Source organism: Streptomyces sp. NPDC058671 (assembly GCF_042716475.1).
Taxonomy (GTDB): domain Bacteria; phylum Actinomycetota; class Actinomycetes; order Streptomycetales; family Streptomycetaceae; genus Streptomyces.
The window spans coordinates 160,442-185,590 of record NZ_JBHXSA010000008.1 but is presented as its reverse complement, the minus strand read 5'-3'; the positions used below and the strand labels follow the sequence as shown (position 1 = coordinate 185,590).

Annotated in this window: 28 protein-coding genes and 1 riboswitch; of the genes, 20 read left to right on the top strand and 8 right to left on the bottom strand. The window is 70.9% G+C overall.

The genetic code is table 11. From position 1 onward, the window contains the following. Positions 1 to 30 precede the first annotated feature (30 nt). Positions 31 to 522, bottom strand: coding sequence for an SsgA family sporulation/cell division regulator (locus tag ACFWV2_RS12910; RefSeq protein ID WP_384405035.1), 492 nt, complete (start codon positions 520 to 522; stop codon positions 31 to 33). A 335-nt stretch (positions 523 to 857) separates the two neighbouring features. On the opposite strand from ACFWV2_RS12910, the gene ACFWV2_RS12905 reads away from it, so the two are divergent. Both ACFWV2_RS12905 and ACFWV2_RS12900 read left to right on the top strand, forming a co-directional pair. Then, a complete protein-coding gene (locus ACFWV2_RS12905; RefSeq protein WP_384405034.1) occupies positions 858 to 2,315 on the top strand; it encodes an RDD family protein in 1,458 nt (485 codons plus the stop codon). A 75-nt stretch (positions 2,316 to 2,390) separates the two neighbouring features. Then, on the top strand, positions 2,391 to 3,146 hold the full coding sequence (locus ACFWV2_RS12900) for an RDD family protein (protein ID WP_384405033.1): 756 nt from the start codon (positions 2,391 to 2,393) through the stop codon (positions 3,144 to 3,146). An 18-nt stretch (positions 3,147 to 3,164) separates the two neighbouring features. On the opposite strand, the gene ACFWV2_RS12895 is transcribed toward ACFWV2_RS12900, so the two are convergent. Further along, the gene (locus tag ACFWV2_RS12895; protein ID WP_384405032.1) at positions 3,165 to 3,443 is read right to left on the bottom strand and encodes a hypothetical protein; all 279 of its coding nucleotides are present in this window, start codon (positions 3,441 to 3,443) and stop codon (positions 3,165 to 3,167) included. A gap of 327 nt (positions 3,444 to 3,770) precedes the next feature. Between ACFWV2_RS12895 and ACFWV2_RS12890 the strand changes: the two genes are divergently transcribed. Both ACFWV2_RS12890 and ACFWV2_RS12885 read left to right on the top strand, forming a co-directional pair. After that, positions 3,771 to 6,233 (top strand): immune inhibitor A domain-containing protein, encoded by a 2,463-nt coding sequence (locus ACFWV2_RS12890; RefSeq protein ID WP_384405031.1) that lies wholly within the window; start codon positions 3,771 to 3,773, stop codon positions 6,231 to 6,233. A gap of 123 nt (positions 6,234 to 6,356) precedes the next feature. Further along, positions 6,357 to 6,668 (top strand): hypothetical protein, encoded by a 312-nt coding sequence (locus tag ACFWV2_RS12885; RefSeq protein ID WP_384405030.1) that lies wholly within the window; start codon positions 6,357 to 6,359, stop codon positions 6,666 to 6,668. Here ACFWV2_RS12885 and ACFWV2_RS12880 read toward each other — a convergent pair. Both ACFWV2_RS12880 and ACFWV2_RS12875 read right to left on the bottom strand, forming a co-directional pair. After that, on the bottom strand, positions 6,665 to 7,273 hold the full coding sequence (locus tag ACFWV2_RS12880) for a nicotinamidase (protein WP_384405029.1): 609 nt from the start codon (positions 7,271 to 7,273) through the stop codon (positions 6,665 to 6,667). The genes ACFWV2_RS12885 and ACFWV2_RS12880 overlap by 4 nt on opposite strands. A 118-nt stretch (positions 7,274 to 7,391) precedes the next feature. Further along, positions 7,392 to 8,720 carry a nicotinate phosphoribosyltransferase gene (locus ACFWV2_RS12875; protein ID WP_384405028.1) on the bottom strand — a complete coding sequence of 443 codons (1,329 nt, stop codon included), beginning with the start codon at positions 8,718 to 8,720 and terminating at the stop codon, positions 7,392 to 7,394. Between the two features lie 111 nt (positions 8,721 to 8,831). On the opposite strand from ACFWV2_RS12875, the gene clpS reads away from it, so the two are divergent. The 4 genes from clpS (at position 8,832) to ACFWV2_RS12855 (ending at position 11,988) form a co-directional block, all read left to right on the top strand. Further along, a complete protein-coding gene (gene clpS, locus ACFWV2_RS12870) occupies positions 8,832 to 9,137 on the top strand; it encodes an ATP-dependent Clp protease adapter ClpS (protein ID WP_073807902.1) in 306 nt (101 codons plus the stop codon). Then, positions 9,137 to 9,721 (top strand): DUF2017 domain-containing protein, encoded by a 585-nt coding sequence (locus ACFWV2_RS12865; protein WP_384405027.1) that lies wholly within the window; start codon positions 9,137 to 9,139, stop codon positions 9,719 to 9,721. The genes clpS and ACFWV2_RS12865 overlap by 1 nt, the downstream gene beginning before the upstream one ends. 334 nt (positions 9,722 to 10,055) lie before the next feature. After that, positions 10,056 to 11,483: an amino acid permease gene (locus ACFWV2_RS12860; RefSeq protein ID WP_384405026.1), complete on the top strand. Its 1,428-nt coding sequence runs from the start codon at positions 10,056 to 10,058 to the stop codon at positions 11,481 to 11,483. Positions 11,484 to 11,559: 76 nt separating this feature from the next. Next, positions 11,560 to 11,988, top strand: a complete 429-nt coding sequence (locus ACFWV2_RS12855; protein ID WP_384405025.1) for a Mov34/MPN/PAD-1 family protein — start codon at positions 11,560 to 11,562, stop codon at positions 11,986 to 11,988. Here the strand turns inward: ACFWV2_RS12855 and ACFWV2_RS12850 are convergent. Continuing rightward, positions 11,976 to 12,929, bottom strand: a complete 954-nt coding sequence (locus ACFWV2_RS12850; RefSeq protein ID WP_384405024.1) for a GlxA family transcriptional regulator — start codon at positions 12,927 to 12,929, stop codon at positions 11,976 to 11,978. The genes ACFWV2_RS12855 and ACFWV2_RS12850 overlap by 13 nt on opposite strands. 72 nt (positions 12,930 to 13,001) lie before the next feature. On the opposite strand from ACFWV2_RS12850, the gene ACFWV2_RS12845 reads away from it, so the two are divergent. The 7 genes from ACFWV2_RS12845 (at position 13,002) to ACFWV2_RS12815 (ending at position 18,270) form a co-directional block, all read left to right on the top strand. Further along, positions 13,002 to 13,655, top strand: a complete 654-nt coding sequence (locus tag ACFWV2_RS12845; protein ID WP_384405023.1) for an HD domain-containing protein — start codon at positions 13,002 to 13,004, stop codon at positions 13,653 to 13,655. Positions 13,656 to 13,687: 32 nt separating this feature from the next. After that, positions 13,688 to 13,761, top strand: a riboswitch (cobalamin riboswitch). A 59-nt stretch (positions 13,762 to 13,820) separates the two neighbouring features. Further along, positions 13,821 to 14,792 (top strand): ABC transporter substrate-binding protein, encoded by a 972-nt coding sequence (locus ACFWV2_RS12840; RefSeq protein ID WP_384405022.1) that lies wholly within the window; start codon positions 13,821 to 13,823, stop codon positions 14,790 to 14,792. Beyond that, on the top strand, positions 14,789 to 16,000 hold the full coding sequence (locus ACFWV2_RS12835; protein ID WP_384405021.1) for a FecCD family ABC transporter permease: 1,212 nt from the start codon (positions 14,789 to 14,791) through the stop codon (positions 15,998 to 16,000). Before ACFWV2_RS12840 ends, ACFWV2_RS12835 begins: the two co-directional genes overlap by 4 nt. Continuing rightward, positions 15,997 to 16,782, top strand: a complete 786-nt coding sequence (locus ACFWV2_RS12830) for an ABC transporter ATP-binding protein (RefSeq protein WP_384405020.1) — start codon at positions 15,997 to 15,999, stop codon at positions 16,780 to 16,782. Before ACFWV2_RS12835 ends, ACFWV2_RS12830 begins: the two co-directional genes overlap by 4 nt. Positions 16,783 to 16,826: 44 nt before the next feature. Continuing rightward, entirely contained in the window at positions 16,827 to 16,943 is a 117-nt protein-coding gene (locus tag ACFWV2_RS12825) for a putative leader peptide (RefSeq protein ID WP_360784809.1), read from the top strand. A 92-nt stretch (positions 16,944 to 17,035) separates the two neighbouring features. Continuing rightward, positions 17,036 to 17,314, top strand: a complete 279-nt coding sequence (locus ACFWV2_RS12820) for a MoaD/ThiS family protein (RefSeq protein ID WP_384405019.1) — start codon at positions 17,036 to 17,038, stop codon at positions 17,312 to 17,314. Positions 17,315 to 17,319: 5 nt separating this feature from the next. After that, positions 17,320 to 18,270 (top strand): PLP-dependent cysteine synthase family protein, encoded by a 951-nt coding sequence (locus ACFWV2_RS12815; protein WP_384405018.1) that lies wholly within the window; start codon positions 17,320 to 17,322, stop codon positions 18,268 to 18,270. A gap of 118 nt (positions 18,271 to 18,388) precedes the next feature. Here ACFWV2_RS12815 and ACFWV2_RS12810 read toward each other — a convergent pair whose 3' ends face one another. Then, entirely contained in the window at positions 18,389 to 18,865 is a 477-nt protein-coding gene (locus ACFWV2_RS12810) for a type II toxin-antitoxin system PemK/MazF family toxin (protein ID WP_384405017.1), read from the bottom strand. Between the two features lie 200 nt (positions 18,866 to 19,065). Between ACFWV2_RS12810 and ACFWV2_RS12805 the strand changes: the two genes are divergently transcribed. Then, on the top strand, positions 19,066 to 19,818 hold the full coding sequence (locus ACFWV2_RS12805) for an MBL fold metallo-hydrolase (protein WP_384405016.1): 753 nt from the start codon (positions 19,066 to 19,068) through the stop codon (positions 19,816 to 19,818). 68 nt (positions 19,819 to 19,886) lie between these two features. On the opposite strand, the gene ACFWV2_RS12800 is transcribed toward ACFWV2_RS12805, so the two are convergent. Continuing rightward, complete coding sequence (locus ACFWV2_RS12800; RefSeq protein ID WP_384405015.1) at positions 19,887 to 21,152, bottom strand: PTS transporter subunit EIIC; 1,266 nt, start codon at positions 21,150 to 21,152, stop codon at positions 19,887 to 19,889. Between the two features lie 265 nt (positions 21,153 to 21,417). Further along, on the bottom strand, positions 21,418 to 22,719 hold the full coding sequence (locus ACFWV2_RS12795; RefSeq protein WP_384405014.1) for a PTS transporter subunit EIIC: 1,302 nt from the start codon (positions 22,717 to 22,719) through the stop codon (positions 21,418 to 21,420). Positions 22,720 to 22,954: 235 nt separating this feature from the next. On the opposite strand from ACFWV2_RS12795, the gene ACFWV2_RS12790 reads away from it, so the two are divergent. The 4 genes from ACFWV2_RS12790 (at position 22,955) to rdgB (ending at position 25,134) form a co-directional block, all read left to right on the top strand. Beyond that, complete coding sequence (locus tag ACFWV2_RS12790; protein ID WP_345487976.1) at positions 22,955 to 23,188, top strand: PTS glucose/sucrose transporter subunit IIB; 234 nt, start codon at positions 22,955 to 22,957, stop codon at positions 23,186 to 23,188. Between the two features lie 92 nt (positions 23,189 to 23,280). Further along, positions 23,281 to 24,012 (top strand): ribonuclease PH, encoded by a 732-nt coding sequence (rph, locus tag ACFWV2_RS12785; RefSeq protein WP_384405013.1) that lies wholly within the window; start codon positions 23,281 to 23,283, stop codon positions 24,010 to 24,012. Positions 24,013 to 24,142: 130 nt separating this feature from the next. Beyond that, positions 24,143 to 24,523: a hypothetical protein gene (locus tag ACFWV2_RS12780; RefSeq protein WP_384405012.1), complete on the top strand. Its 381-nt coding sequence runs from the start codon at positions 24,143 to 24,145 to the stop codon at positions 24,521 to 24,523. Between the two features lie 8 nt (positions 24,524 to 24,531). Beyond that, positions 24,532 to 25,134, top strand: a complete 603-nt coding sequence (gene rdgB, locus ACFWV2_RS12775) for an RdgB/HAM1 family non-canonical purine NTP pyrophosphatase (protein WP_384405011.1) — start codon at positions 24,532 to 24,534, stop codon at positions 25,132 to 25,134. Positions 25,135 to 25,149: the final 15 nt, after the last annotated feature.

The window sequence follows — 25,149 nt, the reverse complement described above, 5'->3', positions numbered from 1 at the left end:
GTCAGGGTCACGGGCAGCACCGCTTCGGGGTCACAGCTCGCCGTCCTGCGACTCGTCCGACGGCCACGGGTCGCGCAGCCACAGCTCGTCGGTCAGCACGGTGGTCGCCAGGAGCTCGACGAGACCGTCGTCGATGCCGAGCCGCTCGGACTCGGTGCCCGGCGGCACCGCGTGCAGGGTCCGCTCCAGCCAGGCGGACATCTGCGGGGACGGGGCTTCGAGCAGGGCGTCGCCGTCGGGGGAGGAGAGCGCCATCAGGACGACGCCACGGCCGTCGACCTTGGTGGGCCAGATGCGCACGTCCCCGTGGCCGCACGCCCGGAAGACGCCCTCGACGAGCAGTTCGCGCGCGAACGTCCAGTTGACGGGGTGGTCCGTGCCGACGTGGAAGGTGATGTGGACGGCGTACGGGTCGTCGGTGCGGTAGGCGAGCCGGGCGGGCACGGGGACCGCGCGCTCGGGCGAGAGCACCATCTTCAGCTCCAGCTCGCGCTCGACCGTGGTGTTGTCGGTGTTCTGCATGGCCGTACTTCCTTTCGCGGACCGGCCCCGAGCGGGCCTTCACCAGGAGAGAGCGCGGTGCCCACGGCTCATTACGCGACTTCGGGAAGGTTTTTCCGGGCAAGTTCGTCCTGGCGTTCCTTCCGGGGTCTTCCGGGGATCCCCCCGGGGCGGAGGCAACGGCCCGAACATCACCATGAGTGACCGATTCCGGTACGTGTCGCCCGAAGGCGGGGCTTTCTCGCGGGCTCCTCGTCCCCTCGGGGACGTTCTTCGTTACTGTCCTCCTTGGGCGCGGCACGCCCGGCACGCGGCCGCGAGGATCAAAGGCGTTGTGACTGAACGGAGTCGGGGCAGTGGCTACTCCTCCTGGAGGCGGCGAAGAGGTACCGCAGGCGGGGTACTACCCGGACCCGTCCATTCCCGGGTACATCCGGTACTGGAACGGGGGCGCCTGGGTCCCGGGTACGAGTCGGCCCGCGCCCTCGGAGGGCGAGGTCCCGGCGCATCCGCCCGCCTCGGCGGTCCCGGCCGGCCCGCTCCTGGCCTCGGGCCCGGCACCCGCGCCGGTCGGCCCCCGGCCCGCCCCCGCCCACCCGGAGCCCGAGCCCGTACGGGAGGCCCGTCCGGAGCCCGCACGGGAGACCCGCCCCGAGCGGTCGTTCCCGGCGGCCGCGCACGTCCCCGCCCAGGCCTCCGCGCCCGCGCCCGTTCCGGTGGTGGAGGAGACCGGGCCCGTCTTCTTCGACGAGGAGCCGGCCGCCCAGGAGCCCGCCTCCGCCTGGCAGGCGGACACCTCGCGCCAGACCGGCTTCGGCGGCGACCGTGACCAGAAGGTCTCGTGGGGCGCGCCCAGGTCCCCCGATCCGCGGACTCCGGCGGACTGGCCGGTCGCCGGTGCGAGTGAACCCGCCGAGGAGCCGGCCGCCGCGGAACGGGCGGCCGACCCCGGGGCGACCGGGGGAGCCGCGCGACTCGGCGGGATGCCGATCACACGGATCCCCGCACCCGCCCCGACACCCGCACCCGCCCCGACACCCGATCCCCGCCCCCGCCGGCAGCCCACGCCCCGTCAGCAGCCGCAGCCCGCTCCCGAGCCCGTGGCGACCGCCCCCGTCCCCGCGCCCGCCCCCGTACAGCCGCAGCCGCCCACCCCCGTACAGCACGCGCAGGCCCCCGCCCCCGCCGCACCCTCCTGGGCACAGCAGGCACAGCAGGCACAGCAGCCCGTCGCGCCCCAGCAGCCGGTCCAGCCTCAGGAGCAGCAGCCCGTCGTCCCCTGGAAGCCACCCGTCGACGACCTGTTCGTGCGGGCGGCCCGCGAGCAGGCCTCGGCGCGTCCCGCCGGGCTCGGCAGGCGGCTGTTCGCCCGGCTGATCGACACGGTGGTCCTGGGCGCGCTGGTCGGCGGCGCGTCCTTCCCGTTCGTGACCGCCGCCCTCGACCACATCGAGAGCAAGATCGAGGCGGCCCGGCAGTCCGGCGTCACCGTCCAGGTGTGGCTGCTCGACGGGACCACCTCCGTCCAGTTCGGCATCGCGCTGGCCTCCCTGTTCGTCATCGGTGTCCTGTACGAGGCTCTGCCCACCGCCAGGTGGGGCCGCACCCTCGGCAAGAAGCTGTGCGGGATCGAGGTGCGGGACATCGAGGCGCACCAGCCGCCGCGGTTCGGGGCGTCCCTGCGCCGCTGGCTCGTCTACAGCGTCCTGGGCCTGTTGGTCATCGGGGTCCTCAACGTCCTGTGGTGCCTCTTCGACCGTCCCTGGCGCCAGTGCTGGCACGACAAGGCGGCCCGCACCTTCGTGGCGCGCTGAGCCCCGGGACGCCCGGGTCCCCCGAACGGGCGGCGATTCCTTGCGGGGGCGCCGTGCCCGGGATGCACTGCCCCCATGAGCAACGATCAGCCGCCGCCCGGCCAGCCGCCCGAGGAGGACCCGTTCCTCAAGAGGCCCCACGAGCCCCCGCCGCCCCCGTCCGGTGGCCAGCCGCCCCCGGGAGGCCCCCCGCCGGGGAGCCCCTACGGCCCCTCGGACGGGAGCCCCTACGGCCCTTCGGGCGGTGATCCCTACGGCTCGTCGGGCGGCTCCCCGTACGACAAGGGTCCGCCGCCCCCGCCCCCGTACGGAGGCGGGTACGGCGCCGGGTACGGCGGGACGGATCCGCTCTCCGGGATGCCGCCGCTCGCCGAGTCCGGCAAGCGCATCGTCGCCAGGATCATCGACTGGCTGATCATCGCGATCCCGCTGGCGATCATCGGCATCCCGTTCGACATCTACAGTCGGGCGACCGAGAACGGCAACGACTTCGGCGACACCGTCAACAGCCTGAACGGTGGCAGCCAGCTGGCATTCCAGCTCATCACGATCGTCGCGTACGTCGCCTACGACACCGTGATGACGGCGAGGAACGGCCAGACCATCGGCAAGAAGCTGATGAAGCTGCGGGTCGCGATGCTCAACGACGGCTCGACGCCCCCGATGAGCCAGTCGCTGCTGCGCGCGGTCGTCCTGTGGCTGCCCGCGCTGATCTGCTGCGCCTGCCTGTGGCCGCTGCTGATCCTGATCCTGATCCTGGTCGACAAGCCCTACAAGCAGGGTCTGCACGACAAGGCGGCGAAGACGGTGGTGGTCTCCGTACCGCGCTGAGCCCTCACGGACGAGGGATCACGAACCGGTCCGGGTATCGGCCCCCGCGCCCACGGGTGCGGTCGGTATCCGGGCCTCTTCGTTCCCCGGGGGCGCCGGAACCCTTCCCGTGACCTTGACGCCCGTCGTCCGCACCGGCATCGTCACCGTCACGAGCAGTCCGAGCAGCAGGCCGGCGAGGCTGATCACCGTGATGCCCAGTGTGGTCGTCGTACCGGTCAGCAGCAGGAGGGCGACGGTCGCGAGCACGACGGTGGCCGAACCGTAGGCGAGCTGCGCGGCGTTCGGACGCTGCATGACGGATACCGTCCCTCCGGACATCGGGTCGACTCTACGAGGCTCGATGCCCGGGGCGGATGCCGGGTAAGCGTGAGCTTACCCACGGTGCTGTCGCACGGGGGGCGCACGGGGGCACGAATGTCCCATCTGTCGCCGCGTGTGCGCCGTTCTTTCGTCCGATAATCGGAATTCCGCTCCCACATAGTGCAGTTGGTATGTGCAAGTCAAGATCTGTCTTTTCTTGTCTCCCTCCGGTCGAATGTCGTCACTTGTGACGCGCGACCCCGCCGGACGGACACCCCACCTTCGGTCCGAGAGCGCGGGCGCCGGGGAGGACTACATCAAGTGACCAACAGACGACGGGCGATCAGAACGTCCGCAGTCGTCGTGGCGCTCGCGGCTACCGCCGCCACCGCCTCGACCTTCACCACCGCCTGGGCCGACAATCACGGCAGCGTGACACCGGCCGACGTCCGTCACGACCCGGCGCCCGGCGCCGGTGACGGGCACGGACACGGGCACGGAGCCGACAAGACGGCTGTCGACCACGACCTCGACGGTCCGTTCAGCAAGCAGCAGGAGCAGCAGCGCAAGGCTGCCCTGGAGCAGGTGCTGAGCGGCGAGGCCAAGGTCGAGCGCCGTGGCGGCTCGCAGGTCGTGAAGCTCGACAGCAAGAAGTACGTCGAGCTCGGCCGCGAGAAGACCGACAAGATCTTCACGATCCTCGTCGAGTTCGGCGACAAGGTGGACACCACCACCCTGGTGAACCGCGCCGACGACGACACGGACGAGCTGAAGCCGAAGTTCGGCGGCACGCCCGGCCCGCTGCACAACCAGATAGCCAAGCCGGACCGCACCAAGGACAACTCCACGGCCTGGCAGGCGGACTACAACCAGCAGCACTTCCAGGACCTGTACTTCGGCACCGGCAAGGACGCCAAGGGACAGCCCAAGGAGTCGCTGAAGACCTACTACGAGAAGACCTCGTCCGGCCGTTACTCGGTCGAGGGCGGCGTCTCCGACTGGGTCAAGGTCGAGTACAACGAGGCCCGTTACGGCTCGAACTACTGCGGCAGCAGCAACTGCGCCAACGTCTGGGACGCGGTCCGCGACGGCGTCACCGCCTTCGTCGCCGACCAGAAGGCCAAGGGCCGCACCGACGCCCAGATCCAGGCCGACATGGCCCAGTACGACCTCTGGGACCGGTACGACTTCGACGCCGACGGCAACTTCAACGAGTCCGACGGCTACATCGACCACTTCCAGATCGTCCACGCGGGCGAGGACGAGTCGGCGGGCGGCGGCGCCCAGGGCGGCGACGCCCTGTGGGCCCACCGCTGGTACGCGTACGGCACCAACGCCGGCAAGACCGGCCCGGCGCACAACAAGGCCGGCGGTACGCAGATCGGCGACTCGGGCATCTGGGTCGGCGACTACACGATGCAGCCCGAGAACGGCGGCCTCGGCGTCTTCGCGCACGAGTACGGCCACGACCTCGGCCTGCCGGACCTGTACGACACCTCGGGCCTTTCCGGCGCCGAGAACTCGACCGGCTTCTGGTCGCTGATGTCGTCCGGTTCCTGGCTCGGCCGCGGCAAGGACGCCATCGGCGACCTGCCCGGCGACATGAACGCCTGGGACAAGCTCCAGCTGGGCTGGCTCAACTACACCAAGGTGGCCGACGAGGCCCGTGCGTGGAACTCCACGCACAAGCTGGGTGTGGCCGAGTACAACACCAAGAACCCGCAGGCGCTCATCGTCGAGCTGCCGAAGAAGGCCGTCACCACCGATGTCGTCGCGCCCGCCGAGGGTGCGTCGCAGTGGTGGAGCAACATGGGTGACGACCTCAAGAACACCCTGACCCGCTCCGTCGACCTGACGGGCAAGACGTCGGCCTCCCTGGAGCTCCAGGGCTGGTACGACATCGAGCTCGACTACGACTACCTCTACACCGAGGTGTCGACCGACGGTGGCGCCAGCTGGACGGCCCTCGACGGCACCGCCGACGGCAAGCCGCTCCCGCGCGACGCCAGCGGCGCCCCGGCGCTGACCGACGTCTCCGGCACCCACAAGAAGCTCGTCTACGGGCTCGACGCCTACGCGGGCAAGAAGTTCGACCTCCGCTTCCGCTACCAGACGGACGGCGGCGCGGGCGGCAAGGGCTTCACGGCCGACGCCATCACCCTGACCGCCGACGGTGCCACCGTCTTCGCGGACAACGCCGAGAACGGTGACAACGGCTGGACCGCGAAGGGCTTCTCGCGGGTCGGCAAGGGCTTCACCAAGGAGTACGAGCAGTACTACATCGCGGAGAACCGCCAGTACGTCTCGTACGACGCGACCCTCAAGGTCGGCCCGTACAACTTCGGGTTCGCCGGTGAGAAGTCCAGCTGGGTCGAGCACTACCCGTACCAGAACGGTCTGCTCATCTGGAAGTGGGACCTCTCCCAGAAGGACAACAACACCGCGGTCCACCCGGGCCAGGGTCTGATCCTTCCGGTCGACGCCCACCCGACCCCGCTGAAGTGGAAGGACGGCACCCTGATGCGCAACCGCGTCCAGGCGTACGACTCCACCTTCGGCACCTACCGCACGGACTCCCTCCTGCTCCACAAGGCGGACGTCCCGACGTGGGTGAACTCGCAGCGCGGCAACCCGGTCTTCGACGACCGGAAGGGCACCTACTGGTTCCCGGAGACCAAGCGCGCCGGTGTCCAGGTAACTGACACCAACACCAAGATCCAGGTCGTCAAGGAGCCGTCGAACGGCCAGACGATCACGGTCCGCGTGGGCCCCTCCACCAAGTAACCGGTAAAACCGCAGGTCAAAGCATGATCGGCCGTCGCCCCACTAGCGGGCGGCGGCCGATCGTGTTTAGGTGCGTCTGACGCTTTTCTTATTGACAGTCGATCCACGGGGGAGTGGTTCCGCATGCCCGGCGGAGGGTTCTGCAAGTTGCCCGGAGGCAGCGTGGTCGTCGCGATAGGCCTGCCGAGCCCGGCCCGCGACGGCGTCACCGTCCGCTTCCTGGTGCACGCCCCGAACCGCGCCCGCGCCCTGACCCGGCTGCGGAACCTGGGACTGCGGGCGGTCTACCTCCGCGGCAACAGCGAGCCCCCCACGCCGGACGAGGTCACGGCCGTCCTGCACCACCCGGACGGCCTGCTGTGGAGATCCACCCCCGGCGCCGCCCAGGAGCTCTGGCACCCCGTACGGTCCCTCCCGAGGGAATCCGTGGCCTAGAGCCCCTGGGGCACCACGGGCTTGCCGGTCAGCTCCACGCCCGCCGTCCGCAACTCCTCCAGGGCCCGGTCCGTCGTCTCCTTCGCGACACCGGCCGTCAGGTCGAGCAGCACATGGGTCCGGAAGCCCTCACGGGCCGCGTCCAGGGCCGTCGCCCGGACGCAGTGGTCGGTCGCGATGCCCACCACGTCGACCTCGGTGACGTCCCGCTCGCGCAGCCACTGGGCGAGCGTCCGCCCGTTCTCGTCGCGCCCCTCGAAGCCGCTGTAGGCCGCGTCGTACGCGCCCTTGTCGAAGACCGCGTCGATCGCCCCGCTGGCGACGGCCGGCGCGAAGTTCGGGTGGAAGCCGACCCCCTCCGTACCGGCCACGCAGTGCACCGGCCAGGACGTGACGTAGTCCGGCTCCTCGCCCGCGGCGGCGAAGTGCGCGCCCGGGTCGACGTGGTGGTCGCGGGTGGCGACCACGTGCCGGTAGGAGGTGCCCGCCGTCTGGCCGACCAGGTCCGTGATGGCGGCGGCGACGTCCGCGCCGCCGGTCACCGCGAGGCTGCCGCCCTCGCAGAAGTCGTTCTGAACGTCCACAACGATCAATGCGCGGTGCATGGCGGGTGTCCTTAGCGGGTCGGGGAGGGGTGGCTTCGAGCCTAGAGACTTCCCCCTCCCACCGGGAGGGGGCGTCCCGATCCTCCGGTCGGGGCTTCCTACACGTACTCCGTCGGCGTCACACGTACTCCGTCGGGAGCACCGGCTCGCCCCGGGAGAGCTGCATCGCCGACATCGGCAGCCCCGCGCGGGCCGCGATGTGCCGGGACCTGGCGGCCTCCAGCGGCTCCCTGGCCACCACGTCGCCGCCCTTGACCAGCTCGACCAGGAGCTGGTGGTCCGCGAGCTCCGGCGGCACCGGACCCGTGCCGACGACCTCCGCCTCGGCGACCCCGTACGCGTCGGGCCGCCGCGCCGCCCACTTGCGGCCGCCGACCGAGGCCTTGCCGCCCAGGGACTTCTTGGCGACGGGCACGAGGGGCGCCTTCAGGTCGGCCGACGCGGCCCGCGCCACCAGCTTGTAGACCATGGAGCAGGTCGGGTGACCGCTGCCGGTCACCAGCTGGGTGCCCACCCCGTACGCGTCGACCGGGGCCGCCGCCAGTGAGGCGATGGCGTACTCGTCGAGGTCCGAGGTGACGACGATCCTCGTGTCCCGCGCCCCCAGCTCGTCGAGCTGCGCCCGCACCCGGTGCGCGACGAGCAGCAGGTCGCCCGAGTCGATCCGGACGGCCCCCAGCCCGGGGCCCGCCACCTCCACGGCGGTCCGGACGGCCTCGGTCACGTCGTAGGTGTCGACGAGCAGGCTCGTACCGCGCCCGAGGCTGTCGACCTGCGCCTGGAAGGCGTCCCGCTCGCTGTCGTGGAGGAGGGTGAAGGCGTGGGCGGAGGTGCCGACGGTGGGGATGCCGTAGCGGAAGCCCGCCGCGAGGTCCGAGGTCGAGTCGAAGCCGCCGACGTACGCGGCGCGGGAGGCGGCGACGGCCGCCAGCTCGTGGGTGCGCCGGGCGCCCATCTCGATCAGGCGGCGCCCGCCGGCGGCGGCCGACATGCGGGAGGCGGCGGCGGCGATGGCCGAGTCGTGGTTGAGGATCGAGAGGATCACGGTCTCCAGGAGCACGCACTCCGCGAAGGAGCCCTCGACGCGCAGCAGGGGCGAGCCGGGGAAGTACACCTCGCCCTCGGGGTAGCCCCAGATGTCACCGGAGAAGCGGTAGCGGGCCAGCCACTCCAGGGTCGGCTCGTCGACGATGCCGTGTTCGCGCAGGAAGCCGAGGACGGCGGGGTCGAAGCGGAAGTTCTCGACGGCGTCCAGGACCCGGCCGACGCCCGCGAGGACGCCGTAGCGCCGCCCCTCGGGCAGCCGCCGGGTGAAGACCTCGAAGACGGAGCGCCGGTCGGCGGTGCCGGCGGCGAGGGCCGCCTGGAGCATGGTCAGCTCGTACTGGTCGGTGAAGAGCGCGGTCGACGGCACGTCCACCGGCAGCCCAAGGTCCGCAGCGTTCATGTCAGCGATGCTAGCGCAGAAATCGTCAGAGTGACGATTTCTAGGCCGTCCGTGTGCGGGCGGCCCGACCCGTTTGTGCGACGGGCCCCCCGGGGTGGCAGCATGGGGTGAGTGAGCGTCGCGCCTATTGAGATCGAACGTACGGAATCGGCCGAGGAGGTCTCCGCCGTCGTCGAGCCGGATGTGCCCTGGGTGACCCTCGTGCACAACGATCCGGTCAACCTGATGAGCTACGTGACCTACGTCTTCCAGTCGTACTTCGGTTACTCCAAGGACAAGGCGCACAAGCTGATGCTCGACGTGCACCACAAGGGCCGCGCGGTGGTGTCCAGCGGCACCCGCGAGGAGATGGAGCGCGACGTGCAGGCCATGCACGGCTACGGCCTGTGGGCGACGCTCTCCCAGGACCGCTTCTGATGTCCGGCCACTTCGAGACCCTGCCCGGCGGCGGCGCGGCCGTCGCCCTCGACGACGTCGAGATCTCCATCCTCCGCTCCCTCGCCGTCCAGCTCATGGAGCTGATCGGACCGGGCGACGAGCCGGCCAAGGACGAGGACCCGCTGGCCGCGCTCTTCGCCGAGGGCCCCAGCAAGCCGCCGTCCGACCCCGCGCTCAAGCGCCTCTTCCCCGACGCGTACGGGAACGACAGCGAGGAGCTGCGGGCGGCGGCGTCCGACTTCCGCCGCTACACGGAGAACGACCTGCGCGCCCGCAAGCGCGAGGACGCCCTCGTCGTGGTGCGCGCCCTCGACGCGCTGTCCGCCGACGCGGCCGGTGAGGGCGGTGCGGTCCTGAAGCTGAGCGCGGACGAGGCGCGGGCCTGGCTCGGGGCGCTCAACGACCTCCGGCTGACCATCGGGACGCGGCTCGAGGTGACCGACGACGACGAGAGCGAGCAGCTCTACCGCCTGCCGGACTCCGACCCGCGCAAGCCGATGGTGATGGCGTACCTCTGGCTGGGGGCGCTCCAGGAGTCCCTCATCGAGACGCTGATGTCGTAACGCGAGTCCGGCGGCGACACCGGAAGTCACCCCGTGTTCGCTCAGCGGACGCTCAAATCCGGATAACGAATGCGTTATCAGAGCGTCCGCTTTGCCATGTTGAGTACCTTTCGCCCGCCGTTTTTCGTGGCGTGCGCCACGTGCGACTCCCTCGATCACGTCCCGCCCCGTGATAGATCTTCACGACCGCTCGGGGACGCCACCCCTGTTCCCGAGGGCGCTCCGACCGGCTGACCGCCGGTGGCACTCCATCCACATCCGGGGGGATCAGGATCTGATCCGCGGCAGACGCACTCGCAGTCGCGCGGATCAGCATGGAGAAAGGCGCATCACCATGACCTCTGTGCAGGTCGACAAGCAGCACGACGGCACCGACGGGGCCGTGGAGGGCGGCGAGGGCTACCAGCGAGGCCTCGGCGCCCGGCAGATCCAGATGATCGCGATCGGCGGTGCCATCGGCACCGGCCTCTTCCTCGGCGCCGGCAAGGCCATCGCCAAGGCGGGCCCCAGCCTCATCCTCGCGTACGCCATCGCGGGCCTGGTCATCTTCTTCATCATGCGGGCCCTGGGCGAGCTGCTCATGTACCGCCCCGTGTCCGGCTCCTTCGCGGAGTACGCACGCGAGTTCGTCGGCCCGTTCTGGGGCTTCGTGACCGGCTGGACGTACTGGCTCTTCTGGGTCGTCACCGGCATCACCGAGGTCACCGCCGCGGCCACCTACATGACGTACTGGTGGAACATCCCGCAGTGGATCTCCGCACTGGTCTTCACGGTCATCCTCTACGGCGCCAACCTGATCTCCGTGAAGCTCTTCGGTGAGCTGGAGTTCTGGTTCTCCATGGTCAAGGTCACCGCCATCATCGGCATGATCCTGATCTGCGCCGGCATCCTCACCGTCGGCTTCTCCGACGCCGGTGACACCGCCACCGTCGCGCACCTGTGGAACCAGGGCGGCTTCTTCCCGAACGGCGTCGGCAGCACGCTGATGACCCTGCAGATCGTGATGTTCGCCTTCCTCGCCGTCGAGCTCGTCGGCGTCACCGCGGGCGAGTCCAAGGACCCGAAGACCGTCCTGCCCAAGGCCATCAACACCGTGCCGTGGCGCATCGCCGTCTTCTACGTCGGCGCGCTCATCATGATCCTGTCGGTCGTCCCGTGGACCGAGTTCCAGCCGGGCGTCTCCCCGTTCGTCGCCGCCTTCGAGAAGATGGGCCTCGGCGTCGGCGCCGCCATCGTCAACTTCGTGGTGCTGACGGCGGCCCTCTCCTCCTGCAACTCGGGCATGTACTCCACCGGCCGCATGCTGCGCGACCTCGCGCTCAACGGCCAGGGCCCGAAGGTCTTCACCCGCCTCACCAAGAGCGGCACCCCGCTGCTCGGCCTGACCTTCTCGGCCTCGCTGATGCTCGTCGGCGTCTGGATCAACTACGTCGCCCCCGGCAAGGCCTTCGAGTACGTCGTCTCCTTCGCCACCATCTCCGGCATGTGGGCCTGGATCATGATCCTGGTCTCCCAGCTCCGCTACCGCGCCAAGGCGAACCGCGGCCAGCTCCCCGAGTCCACCTTCAAGGCCCCGGGAGCCCCGTACACCAGCTGGTTCGCGCTCCTCTTCATCGGCATGGTCATCGTGATGATGGGCATCGACGAGGGTGCGCGTACCGCCCTCTACGCCGCGCCGGTCTGGGGCCTCATCCTCGGTGTGTCCTACCTGGTCCTGAAGTCCCGCAACCCCGAGGGCGCGGCGTTCGTCAAGCGCTCCTGAACCGCCCCGTCCCAGCATCCGGGCCGTTCCGTACCACTCCTCGGTACGGGACGGCCCGTCTGCTTATCCTGTCGGCATGCTGACCATCACCCGGGCCCTGTACGACCAGATCGTGGAACACTCCCGCGCGGACCACCCCGACGAGGCCTGCGGCGTCGTCGCGGGCCCGGCCGGCACCGGGCGCCCCGAGCGGTTCATCCCCATGCTGAACGCCGCCCGCTCGCCCACGTTCTACGAGTTCGACTCCGCGGACCTCCTCAAGCTCTACCGCGAGATGGACGACCGGGACGAGGAGCCGGTCATCGTCTACCACTCGCACACCGCGACCGAGGCCTACCCGTCCCGCACGGACATCTCGTACGCCAACGAGCCCCACGCCCACTACGTCCTCGTCTCCACCGCCGACAGCGACGGCGCGGGCCCCTTCCAGTTCCGCTCCTTCACCATCGTCGACGGCGTCGTGACCGAGGAGGACGTCAAGGTCGTCGAGGCCTACGACGCGTAGGGCGCGCCCGACGTCGTACGGAACCGGGCCAGATAGGCGGAGGGCGTCACCCCGAAATGCCGGGCGAACGCCCTCCGCAGGCTCTCGTCGCTCCCCAGCCCGCTCCGCGCCGCCGCCCCCGTCACGCTCGCCCCGCCCTCCAGGAGCATCCGGGCCGCCTCCACGCGTACGCGCTCCACGTACGCCCCCGGGGTCGCCCCGACCTGCTCCCGGAACAACCGCGCCAGATGCCGGACGCTGACTCCCGCCCGCCGAGCGAGCGCCGACGCGCTGTGGTCCGCCGCCGGGTCCGCCGCCACCGCGTCCAGGAGCGGCCGGACCACCGGATGCCCGGTCGGGGGAGTGCGCGAGGCGACCGAGAACTGCGACTGGCTGCCCGGCCGCTGGAGGAACACCACCAGGTCCCGCGCCACCGCGCGCGCCGCCGCCGCCCCCCGGTCCTCCTCCACCAGGGCCAGACACAGATCGATCCCGGCCGTCACCCCCGCCGAGGTCCACACCCTCCCGTCCCGTACGTGGATCGCGTCCGCCGTCACCTCGACCCCCGGGAACCGTCCGCCCAACTCCGCCGCGTGCTCCCAGTGCGTCGTCGCCCGCCGCCCGTCCAGCAGCCCCGCCGCCGCCAGCGCGAACGCCCCCGTGCACACGGACGCCACCCGCCGCGAGCGTGCCGCTAGCCCCGAGACCGCCGGCGCCGCCGCCACGCATCGCGCCACGTCCACCGCACCCGGCACGACCAGCGTGTCCACGGCCGTCACCGCGTCCGGCGCGCAGTCGGCCCCGATCCGCAGCCCCGTCGAGGTGCGGACGTCCCGCCCGTCGGGCGTGCACACCCGTACCCCGTAGGCCGCCCCCGCCGTCGCGAACACCTCCAGCGGGGCGGACACGTCGAGCAACCGGACACCGTCGAAGGCGAACACCACCACCGAGTGCACTGTCATGCGTCCGATTCTGTGGGATGCCCGTCCGTGAGGACATGGCGGGCCCACGGCCCCCACGGCCAGGCTTGCCCCATGAACGCACCCGCGACGAACGCCCTCGCCCTGATCCCCGACAGCAGGCTCGCCACCGCCGCCACCGAACTCGTCCGCGACACGACGAGCGACCTGATCTACGACCACTCCCGGCGCGTCTACCTCTTCGGCGCCCTCCGGGGCCGTGCCCGGGGCCTCGCCTTCGACCCCGAACTCCTCTACGTCGGCGCCATGTTCCACGACCTCGGCCTGGGGGAGCGGCACCGCGGCAGCGGCCGCCGCTTCGAGGTCGACGGCGCCGAGGAGGCCGCCGCCTTCCTCCGCGCCCAGGGCGCCGACGAGGACGCCGTCCGCCGGGTCTGGACCGCCATAGCCCTCCACACCACCCCCGGCATCCCCGAGTTCATGGAACCCGAGGTCGCGCTCGTCACCGCCGGCGTCGAGTACGACGTCCTCGGCATCGGCTACGACGACCCCACCGCCGTCACCCCCGAGGACCGCGCCGCGATCGTCGCCGCGCACCCCCGCCCCGACTTCAAGAAGCGCATCCTCGCAGCGTTCACCGAGGGCATCGCCCCCAAGCCCGGCACCACCTTCGGCAACGTGAAGGCCGACGTCCTGCGCCACTTCGAACCAGGCTTCGTCCCTTGCGACTTCGTGACCACCATCGAGGACTCCGGCTGGCCCGAATGAGACACTGACCGGGACCAACGGGCGGCAGGACCCAGGAAGCCGGTGTGAATCCGGCACGGTCCCGCCACTGTGACCAGCGCCCCCGGGCGCTGGGAGCCAGGAACTGACCTGCCGCCTCTCACCACCGACTGGGGACGTGGAAATCCCCGGAGGAGGCATCCCGTCATGACCTGGCCCCGCCGCGCCCTGCTGCCCGCCGCCGCCCTCGTGTCCCTGCTCGCCGGCTGCGCGGCCCCCGGGGAACAGGCCCCCGCGGCGAAGACCGCACCCGGATTCCCCTACACCGTCACCAACTGCGGGGTGAAGACGACGTACCAGGCCCCGCCGAAGCGCGCGGTCACCATGAACCAGCACGTCACCGAGATCATGCTCGCCCTCGGCCTGGAGAAGTCGCTCGTCGGCACCGCCTACCTCGACGACACGGTCCTCCCCGCCTACGAGAAGGCCTACGCCACCGTCCCGGTCCTCGCGAAGGAGTACCCCTCCAAGGAGGCCCTGCTCTCCGTGAACCCCGACTTCGTGTACGGCGGCTACACCTCCGCCTTCAGCGCCAAGGACGGCCGGAGCCGCGACGACCTGAAGCGCGCGGGCATCGACACCCGCCTCAACGGCGAGTACTGCCCGACCGGTACGCCCTCCGTCGACGACCTCTACCGCGAGGTCCGCGAGATCGGCCGTACCTTCGGCGTCCCCGACCGGGCCGAGACCTGGACCCGGCAGGCGCGCGACACCGTCACCGCCACCGGGAAGCGCCTGCGGGGAGTCGAGCCCGTCTCCGTCTTCGTGTACGACAGCGGCGACAGGACCGCGTTCACCGCGGGCGGCAAGGGCATCGGCAACGAGCTCATCACCCGCGCCGGCGGCCGCAACGTCTTCGCCGACCTCGGCAAGCCCTTCGGCGACGCCACCTGGGAACAGGTCGTCGCCCGTGCGCCCGAGGTCGTCGTCATCTACGACTACGGCTCCACCACCGTCGAACAGAAGAAGAAGCGGCTCCTCGACGACCCCGCCCTCCAGGACGTCCCCGCGATCCGGAACCGCCGGTTCGCCGTCCTGCCCCTGTCCGACACCGTCCTCGGCGTCCGCGTCCCCGCCGCGGTCGACAAACTGGCCGCCCAGCTCCACCCGGCGCGATGACCGCGGGGACCCGCGCCGCGGGCGCGCCGGGAGAGCCGCCCGCCCCGCCGGGGGCCCCGCCGCGCCCCGGATCGCCGGGCGGCCCTGCCCCCGAGAGCGTCCGGTCCGCCCGGTCCGGCGCGCCCCGCCGGGCCGGGCGGGCCGGTGCCGGGCGCTCGGGCCCGCCGGTGCGGGCGGGTGGCGGGCCACTGCGGTACGCGGCCGTCGTCGCCGGACTCCTCTTCGCCCTGGCCGTCGCCGTGACCGCCTCGCTCGCCCTCGGCTCCGTACGGGTCCCGCCCGGTCAGGTGCTCGACGCCCTCACCGGGCGGGCCGGACCCTCCCCGTACCGGACGATCGTCCTCGACGTCCGGCTGCCCCGGGTCCTGCTCGGCGTCGTCGTCGGCGCCGGGCTCGCCGTGGTCGGCGCCGTCCTCCAGGCCCTCGTCCGCAACCGGCTCGCCGACCCCTTCCTCCTCGGCATCTCCTCCGGCGCCTCCGCCGGAGCCGTCCTCGTGCTCGTCGCGGGCGGCGGCATCGGCCTGCTCGGCGGCGTCACCACCACCGTCGCCCTGCCCGCCGGGGCCTTCGCCGGCGCGCTCCTCGCCCTCGTCCTCGTCTACGGGCTCGCGCGGCGCGGCGGCACCATGACCGGCGCCCGGCTCGTCCTCGCCGGGGTCGCCGTCTCGTACATCCTCTCCGCCCTCGCCACCCTCCTCCTGGTGCTCGCCGGACGCCCCGAACAGTTCCAGGAGGCCATGTACTGGTCCCTCGGCGGCCTCGGCAGCGCCCGCTGGGACACCCTCGCCCTGCCCGCCACCGTCCTCGTCCTCGGCACCGGCGTCCTCCTCGCCCTCGCCCGCCCCCTCGACCTGCTCCTCGCCGGAGAGGAGGGCGCCACCGTCCTCGGCCTGGACACCGCCCGCTTCCGCGCCGCCGTCTTCGTCCTCGCCTCCCTCGTCACCGCCGTCATGGTCGCGGCCAGCGGAGCCGTCGGCTTCGTCGGCCTCATGGCCCCGCACGCCGCCCGGCTCGCCGTCGGCGCCCCGCACCGCCGGCTCCTCCCGGTCGCCGCGCTCGGCGGGGCGCTCGCCCTGGTCCTCGCCGACCTCGCCGCCCGGACCGTCGCCGCACCCCAGGACATCCCCGTCGGGGTGCTGACCGCGCTCACCGGCGGCCCGTTCTTCCTCTGGCTGCTGCGCCGCCGCCCCGAAGGACCAGCCCTGTGACCGAACTGCGCCTGCACGGACTGTCGTACGGCGACCGCCTCCACACCGTCGACCTCACCGTCCGCCCCGGCGAGACCGTCGGTCTCATCGGCCCCAACGGCAGCGGCAAGACCACCCTCCTGCGCTGCGTCTACGGCACCCTCGTCCCCACCGCAGGACACGCCACCCTCGACGGCGACGACCTCCACGCCCTCGGCCCCAAGGCCCGCGCCCGCAGGGTCGCCACCGTCCCCCAGGACAGCGCCGCCGAATTCGAGCTGACCGTCCGCGAACTGGTCACCCTCGGCCGTTCCCCGCACAAACGGTTCTGGGAGGGCGACACGGGCGCCGACCGGGAGCGCACCGGGGCCGCCCTCGCCCGCGTCGGCCTCACGGACCTCGCCGACCGCCCGTACCCCACCCTCTCCGGCGGTGAACGCCAACGCGCCCTGGTCGCCCGCGCCCTCGTCCAGGACCCCGCGCTCCTCGTCCTCGACGAACCCACCAACCACCTGGACATCCGCCATCAGCTGGACGTCCTCGCCCTCGTCCGCACCCTGGGCACCACCAACCTCCTCGCCCTCCACGACCTCAACCTGGCGGGGGCGTACTGCGACCGGCTCTACGTCCTGGAACGCGGCCGGGTCGTCACCGGCGGCACCCCCGCCGAGGTCCTCACCCCCGCCCTGCTCGCCGCCGTCTACGGAGTGGACGCCGAGGTCATCCCGCATCCCAGGAACGGCAGCCCGACCGTCGTCTACCTGCACGGTCCGACAGGCGGGCAGGAACCATCCATCATGTGAGATCACATTCCGAAACCCGGACCGGGAATCGATACGATGAGCCCATGGTTTCCCACGACGTGAGCGAAGAGACTCCGAGCACAGTCATGCTCGTAGGCCGCCTGCACGTCGACCTGTGCCGCCTCGCCAGCGCGATGTGTCCGCGCCGCGCTGCGCTCTGAGCGACCGGCCGAGCGCACCCCCGCACGACCCCCCTCCGCGCGGGGGCCCCAGCAGCGCGCCCATCACGCCACTTCCGACAGGAGCCCACGCCATGGCCATCGAGGTCCGCATCCCGACCATCCTCCGCACCTACACCGACGGCCAGAAGGCCGTCGAGGGCAGCGGCGGGACCCTCGCCGAGCTCTTCGCCGACCTGGAGTCCCGCCACACCGGGATCGAGGCCCGCATCATCGACGGCGGCAAGCTCCGCCGCTTCGTCAACGTCTACCTCAACGACGAGGACGTCCGCTTCCTCGACGGCATCGACACCAAGCTCACCGACGGCGACAACGTCACGATCCTGCCGGCCGTCGCCGGTGGCATGGTCTGATCCACATGCGCTACGACTCCTCGCTGGCCGCCGTCGGCAACACGCCGCTGGTCCGCCTCCCCCGGCTCTCGCCCTCGGACGACGTCCGCATCTGGGCGAAGCTGGAGGACCGCAACCCGACCGGCTCGGTCAAGGACCGCCCCGCGCTCCACATGATCGAGCAGGCCGAGAAGGACGGCCGCCTCACCCCCGGCTGCACCATCCTGGAGCCGACCAGCGGCAACACCGGCATCTCCCTCGCCATGGCCGCCAAGCTCAAGGGCTACCGCATCGTCTGCGTCATGCCCGAGAACACCAGCGAGGAGCGGCGCCAGCTGCTCGCCATGTGGGGTGCGGAGATCATCTCGTCCCCCGCGGCGGGCGGATCCAACACGGCGGTGCGGGTCGCCAAGGAACTCGCAGCCGAGAACCCGTCCTGGGTGATGCTCTACCAGTACGGGAACCCGCACAACGCGGGCGCCCACTACGCCACCACCGGCCCCGAGATCCTCGCCGACCTGCCCTCGATCACCCACTTCGTCGCCGGCCTCGGCACGACGGGAACGCTGATGGGCGTCGGCCGCTACCTGCGCGAACACAAGCCCGACGTCAAGATCGTCGCCGCCGAGCCGCGCTACGACGACCTCGTCTACGGCCTCAGGAACCTCGACGAGGGCTTCGTCCCCGAGCTGTACGACGCCTCCGTCCTCACCACCCGCTTCTCCGTGGGCTCCGCCGACGCCGTCACCCGCACCCGCGAACTCCTCCAGCAGGAGGGCATCTTCGCGGGCGTCTCCACCGGCGCGGCCCTGCACGCGGCCATCGGCATGGGCAACAAGGCGGTCAAGGCCGGCGAGAGCGCGGACATCGCCTTCGTCGTCGCCGACGGCGGCTGGAAGTACCTGTCGACAGGCCTCTACACGGCGGCGACGACGGAAGAGGCGATCGCCGCGGTCCAGGGCCAGCTCTGGGCGTAGCCCCCCGGGGCGGCCGGCTCCGGGCGTGGCCCCCAGCGGGGGCGCGGGCCCCGAACCGGCCTCCCAGCCCCTGGCGGGGGCGCAGGCCCCGAACCCGGCCCACCTGCCCCCGTACCCACTAACGCGCGAGATGGCGGACCCGGTCCCACACGACCGGGTCCGCCGTTCCCGCTCTCCTGCGGAAGTCCCTCACCGGCACCTCCCTCAGCTCGTCCGTCTCCAGGAAGCTCGGCCTTCCCTGCGCGTCGCCCACCGCCCCCGGCGGCAGCGCGATCACCCCGGGCCGCTCGTCGTGGTACTTGCTGGTGATCTTGGCGACCAGCGCGCTGTCCCCGCGCAGCGACAGCACCAGACACGGCCGGTCCTTCGAACCGGGACCGTCCTCGAACGGCACGTCCGCCCACCAGATCTCCCCCGGCCTCGGCCCCTGCCCCTTCCGAGGCGGAGCCTTCCGCGGCGGACGGGCGGGCGGCCGCGTCCTGCCCGAGGGCCGACGCGAGGGACGGCGTACGGAACGCCTCCATCCGTCGGCGAGCGCAACGACCAACGCGATCACCACGACCGCGACCAGCGCGGGCCACCACGACGTGTCCATACCTCAAGACCGTACCGGCGCGCGCCTCGCTCCGCCGCAGCGGCCCACCATCCATCCGAACCGGTGACAGAGCCCGTGAGTTCGCCCACAACGGGCCACCGCGAAGGAGCGACAGGCCCGGGTGCGCCTTACGCTCGACAGACCGCACAGCCCCCCTCCTCAGCGCGCTTTCCGTATCCGTCCACGGAGGTCCCCGCTCCATGAAGCTCACCGTCGTCGGCTGCTCCGGGTCGTTCCCGTCCGCGGATTCGGCCTGTTCGAGCTACCTCGTCGAGGCCGACGGCTTCCGGCTGCTCCTCGACATGGGCAACGGCGCCCTGGGCGAGCTGCAGCGACACATCGGTCTGTACGACCTCGACGCGATCTTCCTCAGCCATCTGCACGCCGACCACTGCATCGACATGTGCGGGTACTTCGTGGCCCGCTACTACCGGCACGAGGGCGGCCGCTGCGACGCGCTCCCCGTCTACGCCCCGGAGGGCGCCGAACAGCGCCTGACCACGGCGTACGCGGACACCCCCTCCGCCACCTCGATGAGCGAGGTCTTCGACTTCCGCACCCTGAAGCCGGGCGCCTTCGAGATCGGCCCGTTCTCCGTCCGTACGGAGAAGGTGTGCCACCCCGTCGAGGCGTACGGCATCCGGATCGAGCACGGCGGCCGTTCGCTCACGTACTCCGGTGACACCGGGGTCTGCGCGTCGCTGCACGAGCTCGCCCAGGGCACCGACCTCTTCCTCTGCGAGGCCTCATTCACCCACGGCAAGGAGGACATCCCGGCGCTCCACCTCAACGGCCGGGAGGCCGGGGCGGAAGCCGCCCGCTCGTCGGTGGGCCGGCTGGTCCTCACCCACATCCCGCCGTGGACCGACGGCGAACGGAACCTGGCGGACGCGCGGGCCGTGTACGCGGGGCCTGCGGAGCTGGCGAGACCGGGCGCGGTCTACGAGGTCTAAGCGCGGGAACGGCCGAAGCCCCCGCCCTTCGTCACGAGGGGCGGGGGCTTCGGCGTGTGCCGTACGGCTTACTTCGCCTCGGCCTTCTGCAGCTCGGCGAGCTCCTCGTCGGACTCGCGGCCCGGCGTCGGAAGGTTGAACTTGGTGATCGCGAAACGGAAGACCACGTAGTAGACGGCCGCGAAACAGAGGCCGACCAGGGCCAGGCCCCACGGGTTGGACGCGATGCCCAGGTTCAGGAAGAAGTCGACCGCACCGGCGGAGAAGCCGAAGCCGTCCTTCATGCCGAGCGCCCAGGTCAGCGCCATCGATACACCGGTCAGGACGGCGTGGATCGCGTAGAGCACCGGCGCGATGAACATGAAGGTGAACTCGATCGGCTCGGTCACTCCGGTGACGAAGGAGGTGAGCGCGAGGGAGAACATCATGCCGCCGACGACCTTGCGGCGCTCGGGGCGGGCACAGTGGACGATCGCGAGGCAGGCCGCCGGAAGGGCGAACATCATGATCGGGAAGAAGCCGGTCATGAACTGTCCGGCGGTCGGGTCGCCGGCGAGGAAGCGGGCGATGTCGCCGCTCTTGCCGTCGAACTCACCGGCCTGGAACCACGGGAACGAGTTCAGCAGGTGGTGCATGCCGACGGGGATCAGCGCACGGTTGGCGACACCGAAGATACCCGCGCCGACCGCGCCGGAGTTGACCAGGCTCTCACCGAACCAGTGCAGTCCGGAGCCCAGCCACGGCCAGATCAGACCGAAGATGATGCCGGTGATCAAACCCGCGAAGGCGGAGAGGATCGGGACGAGACGGCGGCCACCGAAGAAGCCCGCCCAGTCCGGCAGCTTGGTGCGGTAGAAGCGCTGGTAGAGCAGGGCGACGATGATGCCCATGACGACGCCGCCGAGGACCTTGGCGTCGACCGCCTGCTCCACCAGGACGATCTTGCCGTCGACTATGGCTTCCTTCTTGGGGAGGCTGCTGTCGGTGAAGGTGGCGAGCACCTTCTGGAAGACCAGGTAGCCCGTCACGGCCGCGAGAGCGGTGGAGCCGTCCGACTTCTTGGCGAAGCCGATCGCGATACCGACGGCGAACAGCAGAGCCATGTTGTCGAGGATGGCCCCGCCGCCGGCCGCCATGTAGCCGGCGATCTTGTTGATGACGGTCGGGTACGACTCCTTGCCGAGCATGTCGGGCTGACCGAACCGGACCAGGAGCGCGGCGGCGGGCAGCACCGCGACCGGCAGCATGAGGCTGCGGCCGATGCGCTGCATGACAGCCATCGCGCCGGAGCCCTTCTTCTTCTCGGCCGCGGGAGCGGCGCTAGCCGTGGACACAACTTCCTCCATTGGGCAAGGCGCCGCCAGGGGACAGGTGTCACGGGGGGACGGCGACGTCTCGTGGAACGCGGTGGTCTGGACCGCGTGGTCTACACCATTGAGTGGTGTAGACCAGTTTTAGCACGTGAGACTTAGATAAGGAACCTACGAATTCTCTGTACTCGGCCATGGCCGGAAAGTGACGACGAAAGGACCCCTGGACGGTGAGGTCCAGGGGTCCTTGGGGTCGCGCGATCGGGGCGAAAGCCCCGAAGCGGTCAGGTCACTTGGTGTTGTCCCGCTCCATCTCCTCCTCGACCTCCTCCGGCTCGCGGCCGGGGGTCGGGAGGTCGAACCTGGTGATCGCGAACCGGAAGATCACGTAGTACACCACCGCGAACGCGAGACCGATCGGGATGATCAGCCACGGCTTCGTCGCCAGGTTCCAGTTGATCACGTAGTCGATCAGTCCGGCCGAGAAGCTGAAGCCGTCCTTCACCCCGAGCGCCCACGTCACCGCCATCGAGACACCCGTGAGCACCGCGTGGATCGCGTACAGCGCCGGCGCGATGAAGAGGAACGAGTACTCCAGCGGCTCGGTGATGCCGGTGACGAACGAGGTCAGCGCCACCGAGAGCATCAGACCGCCGACCTCCTTGCGGCGGTGCGGCTTCGCGCAGTGGGTGATCGCCAGCGCCGCCGCGGGCAGCGCGAACATCATGATCGGGAAGAAGCCCGTCAGGAACTGACCGGCGTTCGGGTCGCCCGCCAGGAACATCGGGATGTCGCCGTTGACCGTCGTGCCGTCCGGCTTCTCGTACGAGCCGAACTGGAACCAGATGGGCACGTTCAGGAACTGGTGCAGCCCGATGACGAGCAGCGCCCGGTTCGCGACGCCGAAGATGCCCGAACCCCAGGCACCCAGGCCGACCAGCCAGTCGCTGAAGCTCTCCAGGGCGTCGCCGATCGGCGGCCAGACCCACAGGCACAGGGACGCGAAGGCGATCGCGACGAAGGTCATGATGATCGGCACGAGCCGGCGCCCGTTGAAGAAGCCCAGCCAGTCCACCAGCTTCGTCCGGTGGTAGCGCTGCCAGAACCAGGCCGTGAGCAGACCGATGACGATGCCGCCGAAGACACCCGGGTTCTGGTACGTGTACCCGCTGAAAGCCTGCTCGGGCGCGAGGCACCCGCCCGCGATGTCCGCCGTTCCGGGCGGACAGTCCTCGGGGAACTGGCGCAGCACGTTGTAGTAGACGAGGAAGCCCACCGTGGCGGCCAGTGCGGTCGAGCCGTCCGACTTCTTCGCCATGCCGATCGCGACGCCGATGCAGAACAGCAGGGGCAGTCCGAGGTTGCCGTCGAGCAGCGCGCCGCCGGCGCCCCTCATCACCTTCGCGACGTTGTCCCAGCCGAGCCCCTCCGGGCCGAAGACGTCGTCCTGCCCGAGCCGGTTGATGATGCCCGCCGCCGGCAGGACGGCGATGGGGAGCTGGAGGCTCCGGCCCATCTTCTGGAGGCCCTGGAAGAGGCCGCCGCCCAGGGACTTCTTCCTCGGCGCGGCCGCGGCGCTGTCCGTACTCATCGGCGTCCTCCCTGCCCGGAGCAACCCGGGTCCGCGTCTCGTTGCACACTGGTGTAGACCAGTTGCGATAGGCTCCGGGAGCCCGCTGAGGACAGGCTGCCGGTGATCGTCATCATTCGGCAGAACAGCGGCACTCGCTCGCGAAGTTGAGCCAACCGTGGGTTACCGTGACAAAGCGGACCACCGGTGCGCCGAGATTCGCGTTCACGCGAACAGAACGGACAGGGAGAGACACATGGCCAGCAAGGCTGAGAAGATCGTCGCCGGGCTCGGCGGCATCGACAACATCGAAGAAGTCGAAGGCTGCATCACCCGCCTGCGCACCGAGGTCGTGGACCCCGCCCTGGTCGACGAAGCCGCACTCAAGGCCGCCGGCGCCCACGGCGTCGTCAAGATGGGCACCGCGATCCAGGTCGTCATCGGCACCGACGCCGACCCGATCGCCGCCGACATCGAGGACATGATGTGAGCAGCTGACCCCAGGTCAGCCCACCACCTTCGACGAGGGCCCGTCCCGGCAGGGGGAACGGGCCCTCCGTCATGTCCCGCTACGCTCGACCCATGTCTCGTATCGACGGCCGTACCCCCGAACAGCTCCGCCCCGTCACCATCGACCGCGGATGGAGCAAGCACGCCGAGGGCTCCGTCCTCGTCTCCTTCGGCGACACCAAGGTCTTCTGCACCGCCTCCGTCACCGAAGGCGTCCCGCGCTGGCGCAAGGGCACCGGAGAAGGCTGGGTCACCGGCGAGTACTCCATGCTGCCCCGCGCCACCAACACCCGCGGCGACCGCGAATCCGTCCGCGGCAAGATCGGCGGCCGCACCCACGAGATCTCCCGCCTCATCGGGCGCTCCCTGCGCGCCGTCATCGACTACAAGGCCCTCGGCGAGAACACCATCGTCCTCGACTGCGACGTCCTCCAGGCCGACGGCGGCACCCGCACCGCCGCCATCACCGGCGCGTACGTCGCCCTCGCCGACGCCGTCGCCTGGGCCCAGGGCAAGAAGCTCGTCAAGGCCGGGCGCAAGCCCCTCACCGGCACCGTCGCCGCCGTCTCCGTCGGCATCGTCGACGGCGTCCCCCTCCTCGACCTCTGCTACGAGGAGGACGTCCGCGCCGACACCGACATGAACGTCGTCTGCACCGGAGACGGCCGCTTCGTCGAGGTCCAGGGCACCGCCGAGGCCGAGCCCTTCGACCGCAAGGAGCTCAACGCCCTCCTCGACCTCGCGTCCGGCGGCTGCGCCGAACTCGCCGAGATCCAGCGCAAGGCCCTCGAAGGCACGCTCTAGGACACACCGGGCGCCGGGTCGCAACCCGGTCGCAACCCCACGCCCCCTGGAAGCGTCCTGACGGACACACGGGCGCACGGATACGATCCGTGCGCCCGCACGAACGTCAAGTACAGGGGGAGGACCCGCCTTGAAGCGCCGTCTCGCACTCGCCGTAGCCACGGCCGCCGCACTCACGACCGTCCTGAGCGGTTGTGGAGCTCTCGACACCGCCATGGACTGCGTCAAGACCGCCGACGCGATAGCCACGTCCGTCACGAAGCTGGAGCAGGCCGTCTCCAACGCGTCGGCGGACCCGACGCAGATCGAGGAGTCCCTGAACTCGATCTCCACGGAGCTCGGCAACCTCAAGAACACGACGGGCAACGCCGACCTCGCGAAGGCCGTCGACGACCTCGGCAAGGGCGTCGAAACCGTCCGTACGGCGGTCAAGAACGGTGACGCGACCCCGGACATCCAGCCGATCACGGACGCGGCGGGCGAGGTGGCGAAGGTCTGCACACCGGGATAATCGGTCCCATGACGCGTCTTATCCTCGCCACCCGCAACGCGGGCAAGATCACCGAACTCCACGCGATCCTCGCCGACGCAGGTCTCGACCTGGAACTCGTCGGCGCGGACGCGTACCCGGAGATCCCCGACGTCAGGGAAACCGGCGTCACCTTCGCCGAGAACGCCCTCCTCAAGGCCCACGCCCTCGCCCGGGCCACCGGCCTGCCCGCCGTCGCCGACGACTCGGGTCTCTGCGTCGACGTCCTGGGCGGCGCCCCCGGCATCTTCTCCGCCCGCTGGTCCGGCACCCACGGCGACGACCGCGCCAACCTGAACCTGCTCCTGGCCCAGCTCTCCGACATCGCGGACGAACACCGCGCCGCCCACTTCGCCTGCGCGGCGGCCCTGGCCCTCCCGGACGGCACGGAACGCGTGGTCGAGGGCCGCATGGAAGGCACCCTCCGCCACACCCCGAAGGGCACGAACGGCTTCGGCTACGACCCGATCCTCCAGCCGAAGGGATACGAGGTGACCTGCGCGGAACTGTCCCCGGCGGAGAAGAACGCGATCAGCCACCGGGGGAAGGCGTTCAGGGCGCTGGTGCCGGTGGTGAGGGAGCTGCTGGGCTGACCGAGACGGTCTGGG